Here is a 16,470-nt window from a genome sequence, read left to right on the forward strand (position 1 = left end):
GGATGAAAACGAACCCGGGTTCGTCTCGACTTAGCACCTTCAAAATCTGATCTTATTATTGCGGCACCAACAAACGCCAAGGGCGAGACATGTGCAATTTCGATTGGACGTTGGCGCTTGAGTACCTGAAAGTTTTCGTGTCGTGGCCGGTTGCTGCTGTGATTGCAGCATTTGCCCTACGCCATCAGCTTGGAGCGCTTATCAAGGCGCTTCGCAAGCTCAAGGTAGGCGACACTGAGATTGAGTTTGCCGAGCAGATTGCTAACAAGGTTACGACGGACGTGCTGACCGCTACTGCCCCGGCTCTGAATGAACTCCTCACCCCGATAACCGAACCTGACGACGCCGAACAGGAGACTGTTGAAACTGAACGGGGCAAATCTGAAGAGGAATCGATTCAGCAGTCATGGTCCGGCAGTCTCGACGCTCCGGAAAGCAGAGTCCTTGAGGCAATGATGAAGAGTGGGTTCATCAGGCGCTCAGTGACCGGTGTAGCAAAGGATTCGGGCCTACCAAAGGCTTTGGTCCGCGCCACGTTCGGAGTATTAGTGACTAAAGGTCTGTTGGAGACGGTCCAAGCCTACAAGTCTGAGCAGATGCGCTGGAAGTTGACTCCGACCGGGCGATACGTCGCAAGCATGGTGACCAGTGTGCCGATGGCGGGGATCAGCAAACCTGAGTGACTCTGCAATCAATTTCCGGATACATCCGAATTGATATGGAGTGCAGCTACCACGTGCCGGGGGAATTGGCACTCTGAGCTGGTAGCCATCTGGTAGCGTGGCGCGTTAACGACAAAGGGGTTAGCTGGCGCTAACCGGCTAACCCCTGTCGATACTGGTCGGAGCGATAGGATTCGAACCTACGACCCTCTGATCCCAAATCAGATGCGCTACCAGGCTGCGCTACGCTCCGAAGAATCCGAGATTCTATAGAAGGTTGATAGCCCACGTCAATCGCCGAATTGGCCTCGTCGAGCGGTTCATGGAATTCCCTGAGCCGGGTCAATCACACAATCGACACAACTCAAGCCCCATAATTCGCCGCGCACGTCTCGCCATCCTCATCTATGCTCGTAAGCGTCATCTCCCTTCGTTCCTCCCGCGCTGCCACGCGATTCCGCACGAACGCCCTATTTCAATGAATCTGATTCTTTGGCGACACGCCGACGCCGAAAACCTGCCCGAGCGCATGCTCGAGCATCATCCGTCCGACCTCCAGCGCGCACTCACCGAACGCGGACTCAAACAGGCCGGCCAAATCGGTCGCTGGCTCAACGAACGCATCGACTCCGACTCACTGATCCTCGCCAGCCCCGCCATTCGCGCCCAGCAAACGGCCGAAGCCCTGGGCCGGGAGTTCGAAACCGTTCGTGAAATCGCCCCCGGGGCCGACACGTCGGCCGTCCTCGCGGCCGCCGGCTGGCCTGACGGCCGTGCAGCGACGGTGGTGGTCGTCGGACACCAACCGACGCTTGGTCGCGTCGCCAGCCTGTTGCTGGCCGGCCACGAAGCGTCATGGAGCATCAAGAAAGCTGGCGTCTGGTGGTTCTCGAATCGCCGCCGCGATGACGAGGCGCAAGTGGTCCTGCGCGCGGTCATCAATCCAGACCTCGTTTAGGCAAAACCCCCGTCTGGCCGTCGTTTCACGGCACAGACGGGCACCCCGCATTCACACTCTCGGTCGCTCGATGGCCCGACCAGGTCAATGACAAACGCGCGACGCCCCCGGGACGGTTCATCGATTCGTCACGAAGTTTTCATGGGGCCGTCATGACCCGTTTTTACATTTGACCTTCATCGAAGTCACTCTTGACCACCGAGGATTACCGCCCATGCGCGAATTGCCGACTCCGACCCTGCCGCTCGCCGAGCTACCCCTCGACAATCGGAGGCGTCTTCCTCGTAGCGAAGACGCGGCTCCCCAACACAATCTCAGCGTGGCTTGGGCGCATAGCGAAGAAGCCCTTCGCGAAGCGCAACATCTCCGTTACCGCGTCTTCGCGGAGGAGATGGGGGCGCAACTGAGCGGCCCTGAAGGCCTCGACATCGACGAGTTCGACAAGTACTGCGATCACCTGCTGGTTCGCGACCTCGACACGCTCAAGGTCGTCGGCACGTATCGCGTGCTCCCGCCGCACCGCGCCGCTCAAATCGGCCGCCTCTACTCCGAAGGCGAATTCGATATCAGCCGTCTCACGCACCTTCGCCCGAAGATGGTCGAAGTCGGCCGTTCGTGCGTCCACGCTGACTATCGCAGCGGCTCGGTCATCATGTCGCTGTGGGGTGGTCTCGCGGCTTACATGAAGAAGCACGGCTACGAAACGATGCTCGGCTGCGCAAGCGTGCCGATGGGTGACGGTGGCCACTACGCCGCAAACCTGTACAACTCGCTGCGCGAAACGTCGCTGACGGACCCGGAATACCGCGCGTTCCCGCACGCACCGCTGCCCGTCGAAGAACTTCAAACGGGTGCGAGCGCGTCAGCGCCCCCGCTCGTCAAGGGCTATCTGCGTCTCGGCGCCAAGATCTGCGGCGCACCGGCATGGGATCCGCACTTCAACACGGCCGATTTCCTCACGCTGTTCCGTCTGTCGGATATCAACGCACGTTACGCACGCCATTTCATGGGTGACGTGACCACGCGTTAAGTCGAACGCAAACCCATCTGTACGCCCGACGCGTACAGACTGAATGCGGCAAGCTAAAAGGGCCGAGTCCTTCATGAGGACTCGGCCCTTAGTTTTTTATCGCATGCCCGACGACAGGGTCTGCGGAATCAATCAGTCCGTATAAACGACCCGATACCCGTACCCGATCTTCTCCCACTCCGACGCTTCGCGAAGCAGGTTGTAGTCGGTCAGCGGGTTATCGTCGACCCAGGCCTTCGGCAGACGGATCTCGTAGTGCTTGCCCTCTTCGCTAACCGTGATCTTGGGCAGCGGAACGTCCGCACGGCGCCGGCACAGCAGCACGGCCAGACGCAGACAGAACAGCAGTCGCCACTCGATGGTGTGCGTCTGCGAGAGCTTGCCGAGCTTGCCCGCATGACCCAGCACGAGTCCGGCAAGACGCGCCTGATCCGTGCGCGAAAAACCGGGCATGTCGGCATTGCTCGCGATATACGCGGAGTGCTTGTGGTACGCGCTGTGCGAAATCGACAGGCCAATTTCGTGGAGCGCAGCAGACCACTGAAGAAACAGACGCGCCTCCGCGGCCAGCTCGTCGTCGGGTCCGACGATCTGATCGTAGAACGACGTCGCAAGGTCAGCGATACGACGACCCTGCTCACGATCGACACCATAACGACGCGAGAACCCTTCGACCGTGATCGAACGCATATCCTCGTGATGCGAACGACCCAGCAGGTCGTACAGCACACCAAGGCGCAGTGCACCGTCGGTGGTGTCCGCATAGTCGACGCCGAGTTCGTCGAACACGGCAATCATGATCGACAAGCCACCCGCGAGCACCGGCACACGATCGGCCTTGAGTGCGATCAGCTTCGCGCGGTTGACGTTCTCGGCCTTGATCAATGCCCGCTTGAGCTTTTCGAGTCCACCGCGCGTGATGCCATGCGTGACACCCGGATCATTGAAGTTATTCGCTTCGATCAGTTCAGCGAGCGCGCGAGCGGTGCCCGACGAACCGATCGCCTGCTCCCAGCCGGCAGCACGATATTCACTCGAGATAATCTGGATTTCGCGGCGCGCAGCGAGTTCGGCCTGACGCATCGAATAGTCATCGATATTCCCGCTCGGGAAAAACGTCTGGCTATGACTCACGCAGCCGATATACAGGCTCTCCATGATCAGCGGATCATAGTCCTGGCCGATAATGAATTCGGTCGAACCACCGCCGATATCGACCACGAGCCGCTTGCCCGCGATCGTGGGCACCGAATGCGCTGCACCCGCATAAATCAGACGTGCCTCTTCGCGCCCGGCAATCACTTCAATCGGGAACCCCAGCGCACGTTCGGCTTCGCCGAGAAAATCGCTCGCATTCTTGGCCACGCGCAACGCATTGGTCGCCACGGCACGCACATGGTCCGGATGAAAGTCGCGCAGGCGCTCACCGAAACGCTTGAGTGCTTCCCAGCCGCGTAACTGGGCCGGTCGGTCAAGATACTTGTCGCGCGAAAGCCCTGCACCCAGACGCACGGGCTCACGCAGTGCATCGACCGGATAGATCTGGCTTCCGGCCGCGCTTTCCTCGACACGGCCGACAATCAGTCTGAAGCTGTTTGAGCCAAGATCGACCGAGGCAAGAAGTTTTGCGTGCTGGACCATGCGTGGAATGATAAGGAATCGGTGGTTACCCAATAACGGCCGCAACGGGCGACGGTATACAGTTACGGCGTAAAGTTTGTGACAATAACGGAATCACGAACGCGACATGATACTGTGAGAGCCTTGGAAAGTCCCCCATCTTTACCTCCTTCGACCTCACCGCTTATGCGCTATCCGCTTCTGAATCGCGAACTCGGCATTCTGAGTTTCAACGAACGCGTGCTCGCGCAAGCAGAAGATGAAACGGTACCGCTACTCGAGCGTCTACGGTTTATCTGCATCACGTCGAGCAATCTCGACGAGTTCTTTGAAGTCCGCATGGCGGGCCTTCAGGAACAGATGCGCGACAACCCCGGTGCATTGACGCCCGACGGCATGTCATTGCAGCAGGTCTACGACCAGGTCGTCGAACGCGCGCAAAAACTCGTGCACCGTCAGTATGCAATGCTTGACGATGTCGTGCTGCCGCGACTCGAGACCGAGGGCATTGTCTTCCATGAAGGCGAATTCACCGATACGCAGATCGAGTGGGCGCGCGAATACTTCCAGGAAGAATTGTTGCCGGTTCTTACACCGATCGGCCTTGACCCTGCGCACCCGTTTCCGCGCGTGCTCAACAAGAGCCTGAACTTCGCCGTCGAACTCGAAGGCAAGGATGCATTCGGGCGTCAGGCCGTGATGGGTATCGTGCAGGCACCGCGTGCATTGCCGCGCCTGATCAGGATGCCGCAGGAACTGTCGGGCTATCCGCATGCGTTCGTGCTGCTGAGCACGTTCATGCAGCAGTTCGTCGGCGAGCTGTTCCCGCGCCTCACGGTCAAGAGCTGCAACCAGTTCCGCATCACGCGAAACAGCGAATTGTTCGTCGACGAAGACGAAATCACGAATCTTCGTATCGCGCTCCAGGGCGAACTGCCTGCACGCCACCTCGGCGCTGCCGTGCGGCTCGAAATCTCGTCGAACACGCCGAAGCATCTCGTGCGCCGCATGATGGATGAATCCGGCCTGCATGATCAGGATTGCTACCGCGTCGACGGCCCCGTGAATCTCGTGCGGCTAATGCAATTGCCTGACCTCGTCGATCGTCCGGACCTCAAGTTCGTGCCGCATGTGCCTGCGACACCCAAGGCATTGGCCAGCACGCCAAGCCTGTTCGACGCGATCGATCGCGGCGATATCCTGCTCCACCATCCGTACGAAAGCTTCCAGCCCGTGCTCGACCTGCTGCTCGAGGCCGCGAACGATCCGAATGTCGTTGCGATCAAGCAGACCATCTATCGCACGGGTAGCGTCTCGCCGCTGATGGATGCATTGATGCAGGCTGCGCGCAACGGCAAGGAAGTGACCGTCGTCGTCGAACTGCTCGCGCGTTTCGACGAAGAGACCAATATCAATTGGGCGGCGCAGCTCGAATCCGTCGGCGCGCACGTGGTGTATGGCGTCGTGGGGCACAAGTGCCACGCGAAGATGATCCTGATCGTGCGCCGCGTGATTGCGAACGGCAAACCGCAATTGCGCCGCTACGTGCACCTCGGCACCGGCAATTACCACCCGAGAACGGCCCGGTTGTATACAGATTTCGGCCTGATGACGTCGGAACCGAAGATCTGCGAAGACGTGCACCACGTTTTCCAGCAGCTCACGGGTATCGGTGCAGAGATTCCGCTGCACATGCTCTGGCAGTCGCCGTTCACGCTTCATCCAAAGCTTGTCGAGGCGATTCGCGCTGAGACGGAGCACGCGCGCGCAGGCCGCAAGGCGCGCATCGTCGCGAAGATGAATGCGCTGCTCGAGCCCACGGTCATCAACGAGCTCTACGAGGCCTCACAGGCGGGCGTGAAGATCGATCTGATCGTGCGAGGTGTCTGCTCGCTCAAGCCCGGTGTGCCGGGACTGTCCGACAACATCACGGTGCGTTCCGTTGTCGGGCGCTTTCTTGAGCACCATCGGATCTATTACTTCTACGCAGACGGTAACGAAGACGTCTATCTGTCGAGTGCGGACTGGATGGACCGCAATTTCTTCCGACGCGTCGAAGTTGCATTCCCGATTCTCGACCGCCGCCTGAAGCGTCGCGTGATTGCGGAAGGTCTGTCGGCCTTTATCGGTGACAACCAGGCTGCATGGGTTATGCAGAGCGATGGGCACTACCGTCGCCGGCGCCCGGGCAAGACGTCACGCAATGCGCAAATGAGCCTGCTCACGAAGTTCTGCGGAGACTCGGCGGTGTCCTGATGCGACTGTAACAAGCCCGTGGCGAGACCGTGACGTGCAGGGCACGTTGCGGGCCGACACAAAAAAAGGCGAAGTCTCAACGGACTTCGCCTTTTTTGTTGCCCTGCGACTTTGTTGACTTGCGGGAAGCGGTACGCGTGCGCGCCCTGCTCTCCGGGCCGCTACGCTACCCCTGCACGGGCCCTGATAACGATTGAGGCCTACCGCCCTCAGGTAAGCGGCTTAAAGCCCTCACACGGCCTTTGCTGCGATCGCCTGATTGCGCACCGTACGCGCCGCGGGGAAACGCACCGAGAACTCGCTGCCGCGGCCCTCTTCGCTCTTCACCTGCAGGATCGCATCGTGCCGCTGAAGCACGTGCTTGACGATGGCCAGTCCAAGCCCAGTGCCACCCGTATCACGTGAGCGGCTCCGGTCGACACGATAGAAACGCTCGGTCAGCCGCGGAATATGTTCAGGCGGGATGCCGATGCCCGTATCCGTCACAGAGAACATCGCGCCATCGCCCACGTCGCGCCACTTGATCGTGATCTTGCCGCCTTCCGGCGTATAGCGCACCGCATTGCTGACCAGGTTACCCAGCGCGCTCATCAGCTCGTTCTCGGCGCCCACCACCGTCAGCCCCGGATCGGCTTGCATGTCGATCGTGTGCTTGTCGCCGGACAGCCCGAGCGCATCGTCGTGCAGATGACGCAGCATGTTCGGCATGTCGATCATGTGTTCGACCGGCGGTTTCGCATCGCCTTCGAGTTTGGCCAGCACGAGCAGATCGTTGACGATGACCTGCATGCGCGCGGCCTGCTGCGCCATGATGTCGAGATAGCGCGCTCGATCGCCTTCGGACAGCGGCAACTCCCGCATCGTCTCGAGGAACCCTGACAGCACCGTCAGCGGTGTCTTGAGTTCGTGCGAGACATTCGCCACGAAGTCGCGCCGCATCGAGTCCGTGCGTTCGAGCTCGGTGATGTCCTGCGTCAGGATCAGCTTGCGATTGTCGCCGTACGGAAACGCCTGTACGGCAATCACATTCTGCCGGTTCTCGCCCATGCCCCGCATGTGCAAATCCTCGTCATAGCGCTGCGTATTCAAGTAGCGCACGAACTCGGGCTGACGCACGAGATGCGTAATGTGCTGACGCAAATCCCGCTTCGCATCGAGCCCGAAATGCGACTCGGCGATCCCGTTGCTCCATTCGATCTGATTGTGATCGTCGAGCATCACGACGCCATAAGGCGAAGCCTGAATGGCTTGTATGAAGCGTTGATGTTGCTGCTCGACCTGGCGCACCTGCGAGTGCCAGCGTTTTGCAAGCTTGTGAAGGCGGTAATAGATTTCGCCCCAGATACCGGGTGCGCTGGGCACCTCGCCGTATACGGGCGCATCGAGCAGCTGCCAGAGCCGCTGCGTATGGAAGGTATTGAAAACGATCTGCACGCCGAGCGCGACGACCACAAACGCCATCGCGACGATGGGCTTGATCAATGCGCCAAGCCCGAGCGCCACGAGCGCGATCACCAGCAGGGACGCTATCGCGCGTGCCCAGATGACGTTCATGCGAGACCCGACTCTGTCGACGACGCGCGAACGCGTCAGGTTAGTGCGACGATTCGAGGTTGCGATTCAGAACTCTGATGCAGAGTCCTGAATCAAGGCCGCGATGACAGTGCATCGCAAGCCAGCCTCAATCCATCGTTAAGGTCACTGCAAGCGTGCGATGCGACGTGCCTGCAATGACCGGGGCCGCGATGTTAGCCGCGATCAGCCTGCCTTGGCAAGCCGATAGCCGCTGCCGCGAACCGTTTCAATCATAGCATCGCACCCTGCCGGCTTGAGCGCGGCGCGCAGGCGCTTGATATGCACGTCAACAGTACGCTCTTCGACGAACACGTGATCGCCCCAGACCTGATCGAGGAGTTGCGTACGGCTATGCACGCGCTCCGGGTGGGTCATGAAGAAATGCAGCAGGCGGAATTCGGTCGGACCCAGATCGAGCTTGGTCTCCGAGTTGCCGTTCTGCGCGGCCACGCGATGCGTCGACGGATCGAGGCGCAGGCCGTTGATCGCCACGATATCTTCGGTCAGCTGCGGCGCGCGACGACGCAGCACGGCCTTGATACGGGCCATCAGTTCCTTCGGCGAGAAGGGCTTGGTCACGTAGTCGTCGGCGCCGATCTCGAGGCCCAGCACCTTGTCCTGCTCTTCGCCGCGTGCGGTGAGCATGATGATCGGGATGTGCTTCGTGCGATCGTTCGCGCGCAGATCCCGCGCGAACGAGACGCCCGACTTGCCCGGCAGCATCCAGTCGAGCAGCACCAGATCGGGCAATACATCGCTGATCAGGCTTGCAGCCTGCTCAGCGTTGTACGCACGAATGGGGCAATGACCAGCGTGCTGGAGGTTGACCGAGATCAGTTCGGAGATCGCGGGCTCGTCTTCGACTACGAGAATGCTGCTGGGTATCGACACCTAAGACCCCTTCTTTTTTCTAGTGGTTCAACCGAGCGCTTCGCGTTCGAGTTGCTCACGCGACACGTGACGCACGTCCGTGCCCTTGACGATGTAGATGATGAACTCGGCAATGTTCTTCGCGTGATCGCCGATGCGCTCGACGGCCTTGGCGATGAACAGATAGTCGAGGCCCGCCGAAATCGTGCGCGGATCTTCCATCATGTACGACACCAGCTTGCGAACGAAGGCGCGGAATTCTTCGTCGATCTGCTTGTCGTCGCGCACGATCTGCGCTGCTGCCACCGTATCGAGGCGCGCGAACGCATCGAGTGCACGGCGCAGGATCGACACGGCCATTTCGCCCGACAGCTTGATCTCGGCGATATTGATCGAACGCGACGAGCCGTCTTCAGACAGACGCTTCGTGCGCTTGGCGATCTTTTCCGCCTCGTCGCCTGCGCGCTCGAGGTTCGTGATCGTCTTCGAGATGGCCATCAGCAGACGCAGGTCGCGTGCGGCCGGCTGGCGGCGCGCGATGATGTTGCTGCACTCTTCGTCGATCTCGACTTCCATCGTGTTGAGCTGATGCTCGGCCGCGATCACTCGATCGGCGGCTTCGATGTCGAAGTTGTTCAGCGCCTGCATCGCAAGAATGATCTGCGACTCGACGACGCCGCCCATTTCGAGGACCTTCGACGACACCGCGTTGAGGTCAGCGTCGAACTGGCTGGAAAGGTGCTTGTCGGACATGGCTCGGTCTCCCTTTAGCCGAAGCGGCCGGTAATGTAATCCTCGGTTTCTTTGCGGACCGGCTTGATGAAGATCTTCTCGGTCTCGCCGAACTCGATGAGCTCGCCCAGATACATATACGCCGTGTAATCCGAGCAGCGTGCAGCCTGTTGCATGTTGTGCGTCACGATCACGACCGTGTAGTCGTCCTTGAGCTCGGCGATCAGCTCTTCGATGCGGCCCGTCGAAATCGGGTCGAGTGCCGAGCACGGCTCGTCGAGCAGCAGGACTTCCGGCTTGATCGCAATGCCGCGCGCGATGCACAGACGTTGTTGCTGACCACCGGACAGACCGTGACCGCTTTGCTGAAGCTTGTCCTTCACTTCGGTCCACAGCGCGGCCTTGGTCAGCGCCCACTCGACGCGGTCGTCCATTTCGGAACGCGACAGCGTTTCGAACATCTTCACGCCGAACGCGATGTTGTCGTAAATCGACATCGGGAACGGGGTCGGCTTCTGGAACACCATGCCCACGCGAGCGCGCAGCAGCGAGATGTCCTGCGTCGTTTCGAGCAGGTTCTCGCCGTCCATCAGGATCTCGCCTTCGGCACGTTGCTCGGGGTACAGCGCGAACATCTTGTTGAACGTGCGCAGCAGCGTCGACTTGCCGCAACCCGACGGGCCGATGAACGCCGTGACCTTGCGATCGGGGATCGCGAGGTTGATGTTCTTCAGCGCGTGATAGCGGTTGTAGAAGAAGTTGAGGTTCTTGACCTGAATCTTCGTGTTCTGGGCGGCGATGGCCGCGGTAGCTTGGACGGTCGCCATTTATCGACTCTTGAAAAGCGAGCGCGCGAGAACGTTGAGTCCGAGCACGCCGAGGGTGATCAGGAAAACGCCGGCCCATGCAAGCGACTGCAGGTGCGGGTCGACATTGAGTGCAAACTGGAAAATCGTGACCGGCAAGCTCGCCATCGGCTTGGTCATGTTCAGGCCGAAGAACTGGCTGTTCAGCGAGGTGAACAGCAGCGGAGCCGTTTCGCCGGTGATACGCGCCACGGCGAGCAGCACACCGGTGATGACGCCCGAGATCGACGACTTCAGCGTGATCGACAGGACCATCTTCCACTTCGGCGTGCCCAGCGCGATGGCCGCTTCACGCAGCGCGTTCGGCACGAGCTTGAGCATGTTTTCCGTCGTGCGGATCACGACCGGGATCTGCAGCAGCGCAAGCGCGGCAGCACCGGCCCAGCCGCTGAAACCGCGGAACGGCGCAACGAGAATCGCGTACACGAACAGACCGACGACGATCGACGGGCCCGACAGCAGAATGTCGTTGATAAAGCGTACGACATTCGCGAACCAGCCCTTCTGACCATATTCAGCGAGATAGACACCGGCCAGGATACCGACCGGCGTACCGACTGCGGTGGCGATGCCGACCATGATCAGCGTGCCGACGATCGCATTGAGCAGACCGCCAGCCGGATCGCCCTGCGCCGGTGTCGACTGCGTGAAGAGATCGAGCGACAGACCGCCGAGACCGAACTGGATCGTCGTGCCGAGAATCCAGACCAGCCACAGCAGGCCGAACAGCATGGCGAGCATCGACAACGTCAGCGCGACGCGATTGACGCGGCGGCGGCGAGCCTGAAGCTTGCGCCGGACATCGGAGGTTTCGTTCTGCATCTTGGCCGGAACGTTGAAAGCGTGATCGCTCATTTTGCGCCCTCCGAGCGCTCAAGGCGCAGCAGCATCAGCTTGGAAGCCGACAGCACGACGAACGTGATGAAGAACAGGATCAGGCCCAGTTCCATCAGTGCCGACGTATGCAGACCGGCGCCTGCTTCCGCGAACTCGTTCGCGAGCGCCGACGCGATACTGTTGCCAGGCGAGAACAGCGACACGTTGCTCAGCAGGTTCGTATTGCCGATCACGAACGTGACGGCCATCGTCTCGCCGAGTGCGCGGCCCAGGCCGAGCATCACGCCGCCGATGACACCGGTCTTCGTGAACGGCAGCACCACGTTCCACATGACTTCCCACGTCGTGCAGCCGATGCCGTACGCCGATTCCTTGAGCAGGACCGGCGCGACTTCGAACACATCGCGCATCACCGACGTGATGTACGGGATGATCATGATCGCGAGGATGAAGCCCGCGAGCAGGATGCCGATACCGATGGTCGGGCCGTGGAACAGCGCGCCGATGAACGGGATCGGACCGAGCACGGTCTTCAGGGGCTTCTCGACAAACGAGGCGAAGCTCGGTGCGAACACCAGCAGGCCCCACATGCCGTAGACGATCGACGGGATCGCGGCGAGCAGTTCGATGGCGGTGCCAAGCGGACGGCGCAGCCAGACCGGCGCGAGTTCAGTCAGGAACAGCGCAATACCGAAGCTCACGGGCACGGCGATGATCAGCGCGATCGCCGACGTGACGAGCGTGCCGTAAATCGGGATCAACGCGCCGAACTGGTCGTTGGGTGGATCCCAGTCCGCCGTCCACAAGAACGACAGGCCGAACTTCGACAAGGTCGGCCAGGATTGAATGACGAGCGACACCAGAATGCCGCCAAGCAGCAGCAAGGTGACGAGCGCAGCGAGGCGCGTGAGTGTACCGAACACGAGGTCGCCTGTACGGGACGGCGCACGCATCGTGCTGGACGCGTTTTTCACGGGAAGTTGAGTGTCGGACATGGCGCCCCTTAAACGCACCGCGCGGCATGAATGCCGCGCGTGCTTTCTGACAGCTCCCCGTCAGGCGGGGAGCGGGTTCCGGCTATTACTGAGCAGCGAGCGGCTTGCCAGCTGCGTCCTTCACCTTCGTCTTCCATTGCGAACGGATTTCGTTCACGACGCTATCCGGCAGCGTCACGTAGTCCAGATCGTTTGCAGCAGCCGTGCCGTTCTTGAACGCCCAGTCGAAGAACTTGAGCGTTTCCGTGCCTTGTTCCGGCTTGTCTTCAGCCGTGTGGACCAGCACGAACGTTGCGCCGACGACCGGCCATGCATCCTTGCCCGACTGGTTCGTCAGGATCTGGTAGAACGACTTCGACCAGTCAGCCGTAGCAGCAGCAGCCTTGAACGTGTCGGCATCCGGAGCGACCGTGTTGCCAGCGGCGTTCTTCAGGTCGACGTAGATCATCTTGTTCTGCTTGACGTAAGCATACTCGACGTAGCCGATTGCGCCCGGGGTGCGCTGGACCGACACGGCGACGCCGTCGTTGCCCTTGCCGCCCAGACCCGTCGGCCAGTTGACCGTTGCGCCTTCACCGACCTTCGACTTCCACTCGGCGTTGACCTTCGACAGGTAGTTCGTCCAGATGAACGACGTGCCCGAACCGTCAGCGCGGCGGACGACAGCGATGTCCGTATCCGGCAGCTTGACCTTCGGGTTCAGTGCAGCGATCGCCGGATCGTTCCACTTCGTGATCTTGCCCAGGTAGATGTCGCCGAGCACTTCACCCGACAGCACCACTTCGCCAGCCTTGATGCCCGGCAGGTTGATCACGGGAATCACGCCGCCGATGACCGTCGGGAACTGGAACAGGCCTTCCTTCTCGAGCTGATCGTCCTTCAGCGGTGCATCCGAACCTGCGAAGTCGACCGTCTTCGCGATGATTTGCTTGATGCCGCCCGACGAACCGATACCTTGGTAGTTGACCTTGCCGCCACCCGACTTCGCGAATGCGTCAGCCCACTTGGTGTAGATCGGTGCCGCGAACGTGCTGCCTGCGCCCGTGATGTCGGTTGCGTGGGCTGCGAGAGCGAACATGGCGCCAGCAAGACCAGCGATCGCGGATTTCATGAAACGCATGAGACCTCCAGAAGTAAGCGTGTGGTAGCGTTGTGTGGGCAAATTGCCTCTAGGAACGCCGCTCACTTTAGGGCTCGTTTATGTCACTCATGTGACATTCCATGAAACTCATGTGACAGTCACATTACGCGTTGAAAGGCAAGATTTATTTTTAGAAAGCGCGTGCGGCGGGAGGATTTCGTGCCAATTGCGCGCAAATCATCGGCTTTATTCGACGATGCGGTCAGGTGGCATCCCGTGACCGAAAGGCGGTCGGAGGGTTGAAGTCCGGCGTCATGCCGGATTCATATTGCGGAGGGATGGTTGCGGCCACAGGTTAGCCGGGTCACCTGCAGCGCGTCTGCGGTCGAACGCACAGACAGACGCGCCACCCACGGAACGAGGCCATCGCCCCACCCCGCGGATCCTTGTCTTAAGCGCTTCTGCCCGAACGCTGCGTGTTGCGCGCCCCTTCATGCGCGCTCCACCTCATTCGGCCGTCTCAAGTGCCGCTTCTGAAGTGCCCGTCTTAAGCGGTCTTCTTAAGCGGTCGCGGTCCGGACGGTATTGGCAATCGATTCAGCGTAGTGCGAGGCCGCACCCGCATCATGCGCCTCGACCATGACGCGCAGGACAGGTTCGGTGCCCGACGCGCGGATCAGTACCCGGCCCTGATCGCCGAGCGCCTGACGGGCCGCAGAAATGGCCGTGTCGATATCGCCGTTGCCCTTCCACTGCGCGTCGGGACGCATGCGCACGTTGATCAGCGTCTGCGGGAACAGTTCGACGCCTTCGAGCAACTCCGCCAGCGTCTTGCCGCTGCGCTGAAGCGCAGCAAGCACGAGCAGTGCGGAGACGATGCCGTCGCCCGTCGTATGACGGTCGAGCGAGAGGATGTGGCCCGACCCTTCCGCGCCCAGCTCCCAGTTGTTTTCACGCAGTTGCTCAAGCACGTAGCGGTCGCCGACCGCGGCACGCACGAACTTGACGCCGAGGCGCTGCAGCGCGAGTTCGACGGCGAGGTTCGTCATCAGCGTGCCCACCGCGCCGGGCACGTTGCCGTTGGTCGCGATGCGGTCGCGCACGAGCACGTAAAGCAGTTCGTCGCCGTTGAACAGGCGGCCGGTCGAATCGACGATCTGAACACGGTCGGCGTCGCCATCGAGCGCGATGCCGAGGTCGGCCTTGTTCGCCTGGACGGCATGCACGAGCGCGTCGGGCGCGGTCGCGCCGACACCGTCGTTGATATTGAAGCCGTTCGGATGGATGCCGATGGGCACCACCTCAGCGCCGAGTTCATGGAACACGTGCGGAGCAATGTGATACGCCGCGCCATGCGCGCAGTCGACCACCAGCTTCAGGCCATGCAGATCGAACTTGGCCGGGAACGTGCTCTTGCAGAATTCGATGTAGCGGCCCGCAGCATCATCGAGGCGACGGGCTTTGCCCAGATGCTCCGACGACGCGCATTCGAGCGGCTCGTCGAGGCGAGTCTCGATCTCGAGCTCGACCTCATCAGGCAGCTTGTTGCCGTCTGCCGAGAAGAACTTGATGCCGTTGTCGTCGTACGGATTGTGCGAAGCGCTGATCACGACGCCGGCCGACAGACGCAGCGCACGGGTCAGATACGCGACGCCGGGAGTCGGCATCGGCCCGGCCAGCATCACGTCGACGCCGGCGGCGGCGAAGCCGGATTCGAGCGCGGCTTCGAGCATATAGCCCGATACACGCGTGTCCTTACCGATCAGCACGGTCGGGCGTGCGCCGCGCTTCGCGCTCTGCGCACCGCCGGCGAGCACCTTGCCCGCTGCATAACCAAGCCGCAAAACAAATTCCGGGGTGATCGGGCTCTTGCCCACCTTGCCACGGACGCCATCCGTACCGAAATATCGACGAGACATGCGCTCGTTCTCCTGTTATCGACGATTTTGTAATACCCGCGATTATCCGCGATCCGGACCCTTCCCGAGCATTCTGTGGCGCGCAATCAACTTGCCGCGCACGTCGCTCGCCAGACTTTGAGCGCGTCGACGGTTTCGGCCACGTCGTGCACACGAATGATCTTCGCGCCCCGCTCCGCCGCTAGGACGGCGGCGGCCACGCTGGCGGCCAGTCGCTCGGGCGCGGGCTTGTTCGTCACCGCGCCGAGCATCGATTTGCGCGACATGCCGGCGAGCACGGGCAAGTCGGCCGGAGCGGTCCTGGGCAGGTGCGCGAGCAGCGCGTAATTCTGCTCGACCGTCTTGCCGAAACCGAAGCCGGGGTCGACGGAAATCCGCGAACGCGACACGCCTGCGGCTTCGAGCGCGGCGACGCGTTCGGCGAGAAAACGGGCGACATCGGCGACGACGTCGTCGTACGCCGCCGCGGGATCGGACTGCATCGTCTGCGGGTCGCCGATCATATGCATGACGCAGAGCCCGCAGGTGCTATGCGCGACGGCGTCGATCGCACCCGGCAACCGCAGGCCCCAGATGTCGTTGATCATGTCTGCGCCGTGAGCGAGCGCCTCGGCCATGACCTCGGGCTTGTACGTGTCGATCGAGATCGCGACACCCGCATCGCGAAGTTCGTCGACGAGCGGAATCACGCGTTCGAGTTCTTCGTCGAGTGCCAACGGGGGCGCGCCGGGGCGAGTCGACTCGCCGCCGATGTCGACGATATCGACACCCGCTGCCAGCATCTGCTCGGCATGGTGAAGCGCAGCGTCACGCGCAAGGAACCGGCCGCCATCGGAAAACGAGTCGGGAGTCGCGTTGAGTATCCCCATCACGAGCGGACGCTCGAGTGAATACGAGAAACGCCCGCACTGCCAGACCAATTGCGCCACCGAGGACTCCTGTTTCAAAGATGCGTTCAGCACGTATCCGCGTGCGCTAAACCCAGCGAGGGCCGAATGATGCGCCCTGCCCGCATTATGCGCAGCACATTGCATGTTCCGTCGGCGTTATGCCGGCATCGGCAAGGGAT

General features: G+C 61.1%; 14 protein-coding genes and 1 tRNA gene. 4 read left to right on the forward strand and 11 right to left on the reverse strand.

Going from position 1 to position 16,470, the window contains the following annotated elements; all coding sequences use genetic code 11:
* Positions 1 to 89 precede the first annotated feature (89 nt).
* The gene (locus ACMFWR_RS14510; RefSeq protein ID WP_413192327.1) at positions 90 to 683 is read left to right on the forward strand and encodes a hypothetical protein; all 594 of its coding nucleotides are present in this window, start codon (positions 90 to 92) and stop codon (positions 681 to 683) included.
* A gap of 155 nt (positions 684 to 838) precedes the next feature.
* On the opposite strand, the gene ACMFWR_RS14515 is transcribed toward ACMFWR_RS14510, so the two are convergent.
* Positions 839 to 915, reverse strand: a tRNA-Pro gene (locus ACMFWR_RS14515).
* A gap of 225 nt (positions 916 to 1,140) precedes the next feature.
* On the opposite strand from ACMFWR_RS14515, the gene ACMFWR_RS14520 reads away from it, so the two are divergent.
* Together ACMFWR_RS14520 and ACMFWR_RS14525 are read left to right on the forward strand one after the other, a co-directional pair.
* Complete coding sequence (locus ACMFWR_RS14520; RefSeq protein ID WP_413192328.1) at positions 1,141 to 1,620, forward strand: SixA phosphatase family protein; 480 nt, start codon at positions 1,141 to 1,143, stop codon at positions 1,618 to 1,620.
* A 214-nt stretch (positions 1,621 to 1,834) separates the two neighbouring features.
* Complete coding sequence (locus tag ACMFWR_RS14525) at positions 1,835 to 2,650, forward strand: GNAT family N-acetyltransferase (RefSeq protein ID WP_413192329.1); 816 nt, start codon at positions 1,835 to 1,837, stop codon at positions 2,648 to 2,650.
* A gap of 132 nt (positions 2,651 to 2,782) precedes the next feature.
* Here the strand turns inward: ACMFWR_RS14525 and ppx are convergent, their stop codons facing one another.
* A complete protein-coding gene (ppx, locus tag ACMFWR_RS14530) occupies positions 2,783 to 4,291 on the reverse strand; it encodes an exopolyphosphatase (RefSeq protein WP_413192330.1) in 1,509 nt (502 codons plus the stop codon).
* 165 nt (positions 4,292 to 4,456) lie between these two features.
* Between ppx and ppk1 the strand changes: the two genes are divergently transcribed.
* Positions 4,457 to 6,526 (forward strand): polyphosphate kinase 1, encoded by a 2,070-nt coding sequence (gene ppk1 / locus ACMFWR_RS14535; protein ID WP_413192331.1) that lies wholly within the window; start codon positions 4,457 to 4,459, stop codon positions 6,524 to 6,526.
* Positions 6,527 to 6,757: 231 nt separating this feature from the next.
* Here the strand turns inward: ppk1 and phoR are convergent, their stop codons facing one another.
* The 9 genes from phoR to folP form a co-directional block, all read right to left on the reverse strand.
* Entirely contained in the window at positions 6,758 to 8,080 is a 1,323-nt protein-coding gene (gene phoR / locus ACMFWR_RS14540; RefSeq protein ID WP_413192332.1) for a phosphate regulon sensor histidine kinase PhoR, read from the reverse strand.
* A 204-nt stretch (positions 8,081 to 8,284) separates the two neighbouring features.
* On the reverse strand, positions 8,285 to 8,986 hold the full coding sequence (phoB, locus tag ACMFWR_RS14545) for a phosphate regulon transcriptional regulator PhoB (protein ID WP_413194908.1): 702 nt from the start codon (positions 8,984 to 8,986) through the stop codon (positions 8,285 to 8,287).
* A gap of 33 nt (positions 8,987 to 9,019) precedes the next feature.
* On the reverse strand, positions 9,020 to 9,724 hold the full coding sequence (phoU, locus tag ACMFWR_RS14550) for a phosphate signaling complex protein PhoU (RefSeq protein WP_413192333.1): 705 nt from the start codon (positions 9,722 to 9,724) through the stop codon (positions 9,020 to 9,022).
* 14 nt (positions 9,725 to 9,738) lie between these two features.
* Positions 9,739 to 10,530 carry a phosphate ABC transporter ATP-binding protein PstB gene (gene pstB / locus ACMFWR_RS14555; RefSeq protein ID WP_413192334.1) on the reverse strand — a complete coding sequence of 264 codons (792 nt, stop codon included), beginning with the start codon at positions 10,528 to 10,530 and terminating at the stop codon, positions 9,739 to 9,741.
* Entirely contained in the window at positions 10,531 to 11,424 is an 894-nt protein-coding gene (pstA, locus tag ACMFWR_RS14560) for a phosphate ABC transporter permease PstA (RefSeq protein ID WP_413192335.1), read from the reverse strand.
* The gene (pstC, locus tag ACMFWR_RS14565) at positions 11,421 to 12,359 is read right to left on the reverse strand and encodes a phosphate ABC transporter permease PstC (RefSeq protein WP_413194909.1); all 939 of its coding nucleotides are present in this window, start codon (positions 12,357 to 12,359) and stop codon (positions 11,421 to 11,423) included. The genes pstA and pstC overlap by 4 nt, the downstream gene beginning before the upstream one ends.
* Positions 12,360 to 12,486: 127 nt before the next feature.
* Complete coding sequence (pstS, locus tag ACMFWR_RS14570) at positions 12,487 to 13,521, reverse strand: phosphate ABC transporter substrate-binding protein PstS (protein ID WP_413192336.1); 1,035 nt, start codon at positions 13,519 to 13,521, stop codon at positions 12,487 to 12,489.
* A gap of 521 nt (positions 13,522 to 14,042) precedes the next feature.
* Positions 14,043 to 15,401, reverse strand: a complete 1,359-nt coding sequence (glmM, locus tag ACMFWR_RS14575) for a phosphoglucosamine mutase (protein ID WP_413192337.1) — start codon at positions 15,399 to 15,401, stop codon at positions 14,043 to 14,045.
* An 86-nt stretch (positions 15,402 to 15,487) separates the two neighbouring features.
* On the reverse strand, positions 15,488 to 16,270 hold the full coding sequence (gene folP / locus ACMFWR_RS14580) for a dihydropteroate synthase (RefSeq protein ID WP_413194910.1): 783 nt from the start codon (positions 16,268 to 16,270) through the stop codon (positions 15,488 to 15,490).
* Positions 16,271 to 16,470: the final 200 nt, after the last annotated feature.

The sequence above is a fragment of the Pararobbsia alpina genome, assembly GCF_965118125.1.
Classification (GTDB): Bacteria; Pseudomonadota; Gammaproteobacteria; order Burkholderiales; family Burkholderiaceae; genus Pararobbsia; species Pararobbsia alpina_A.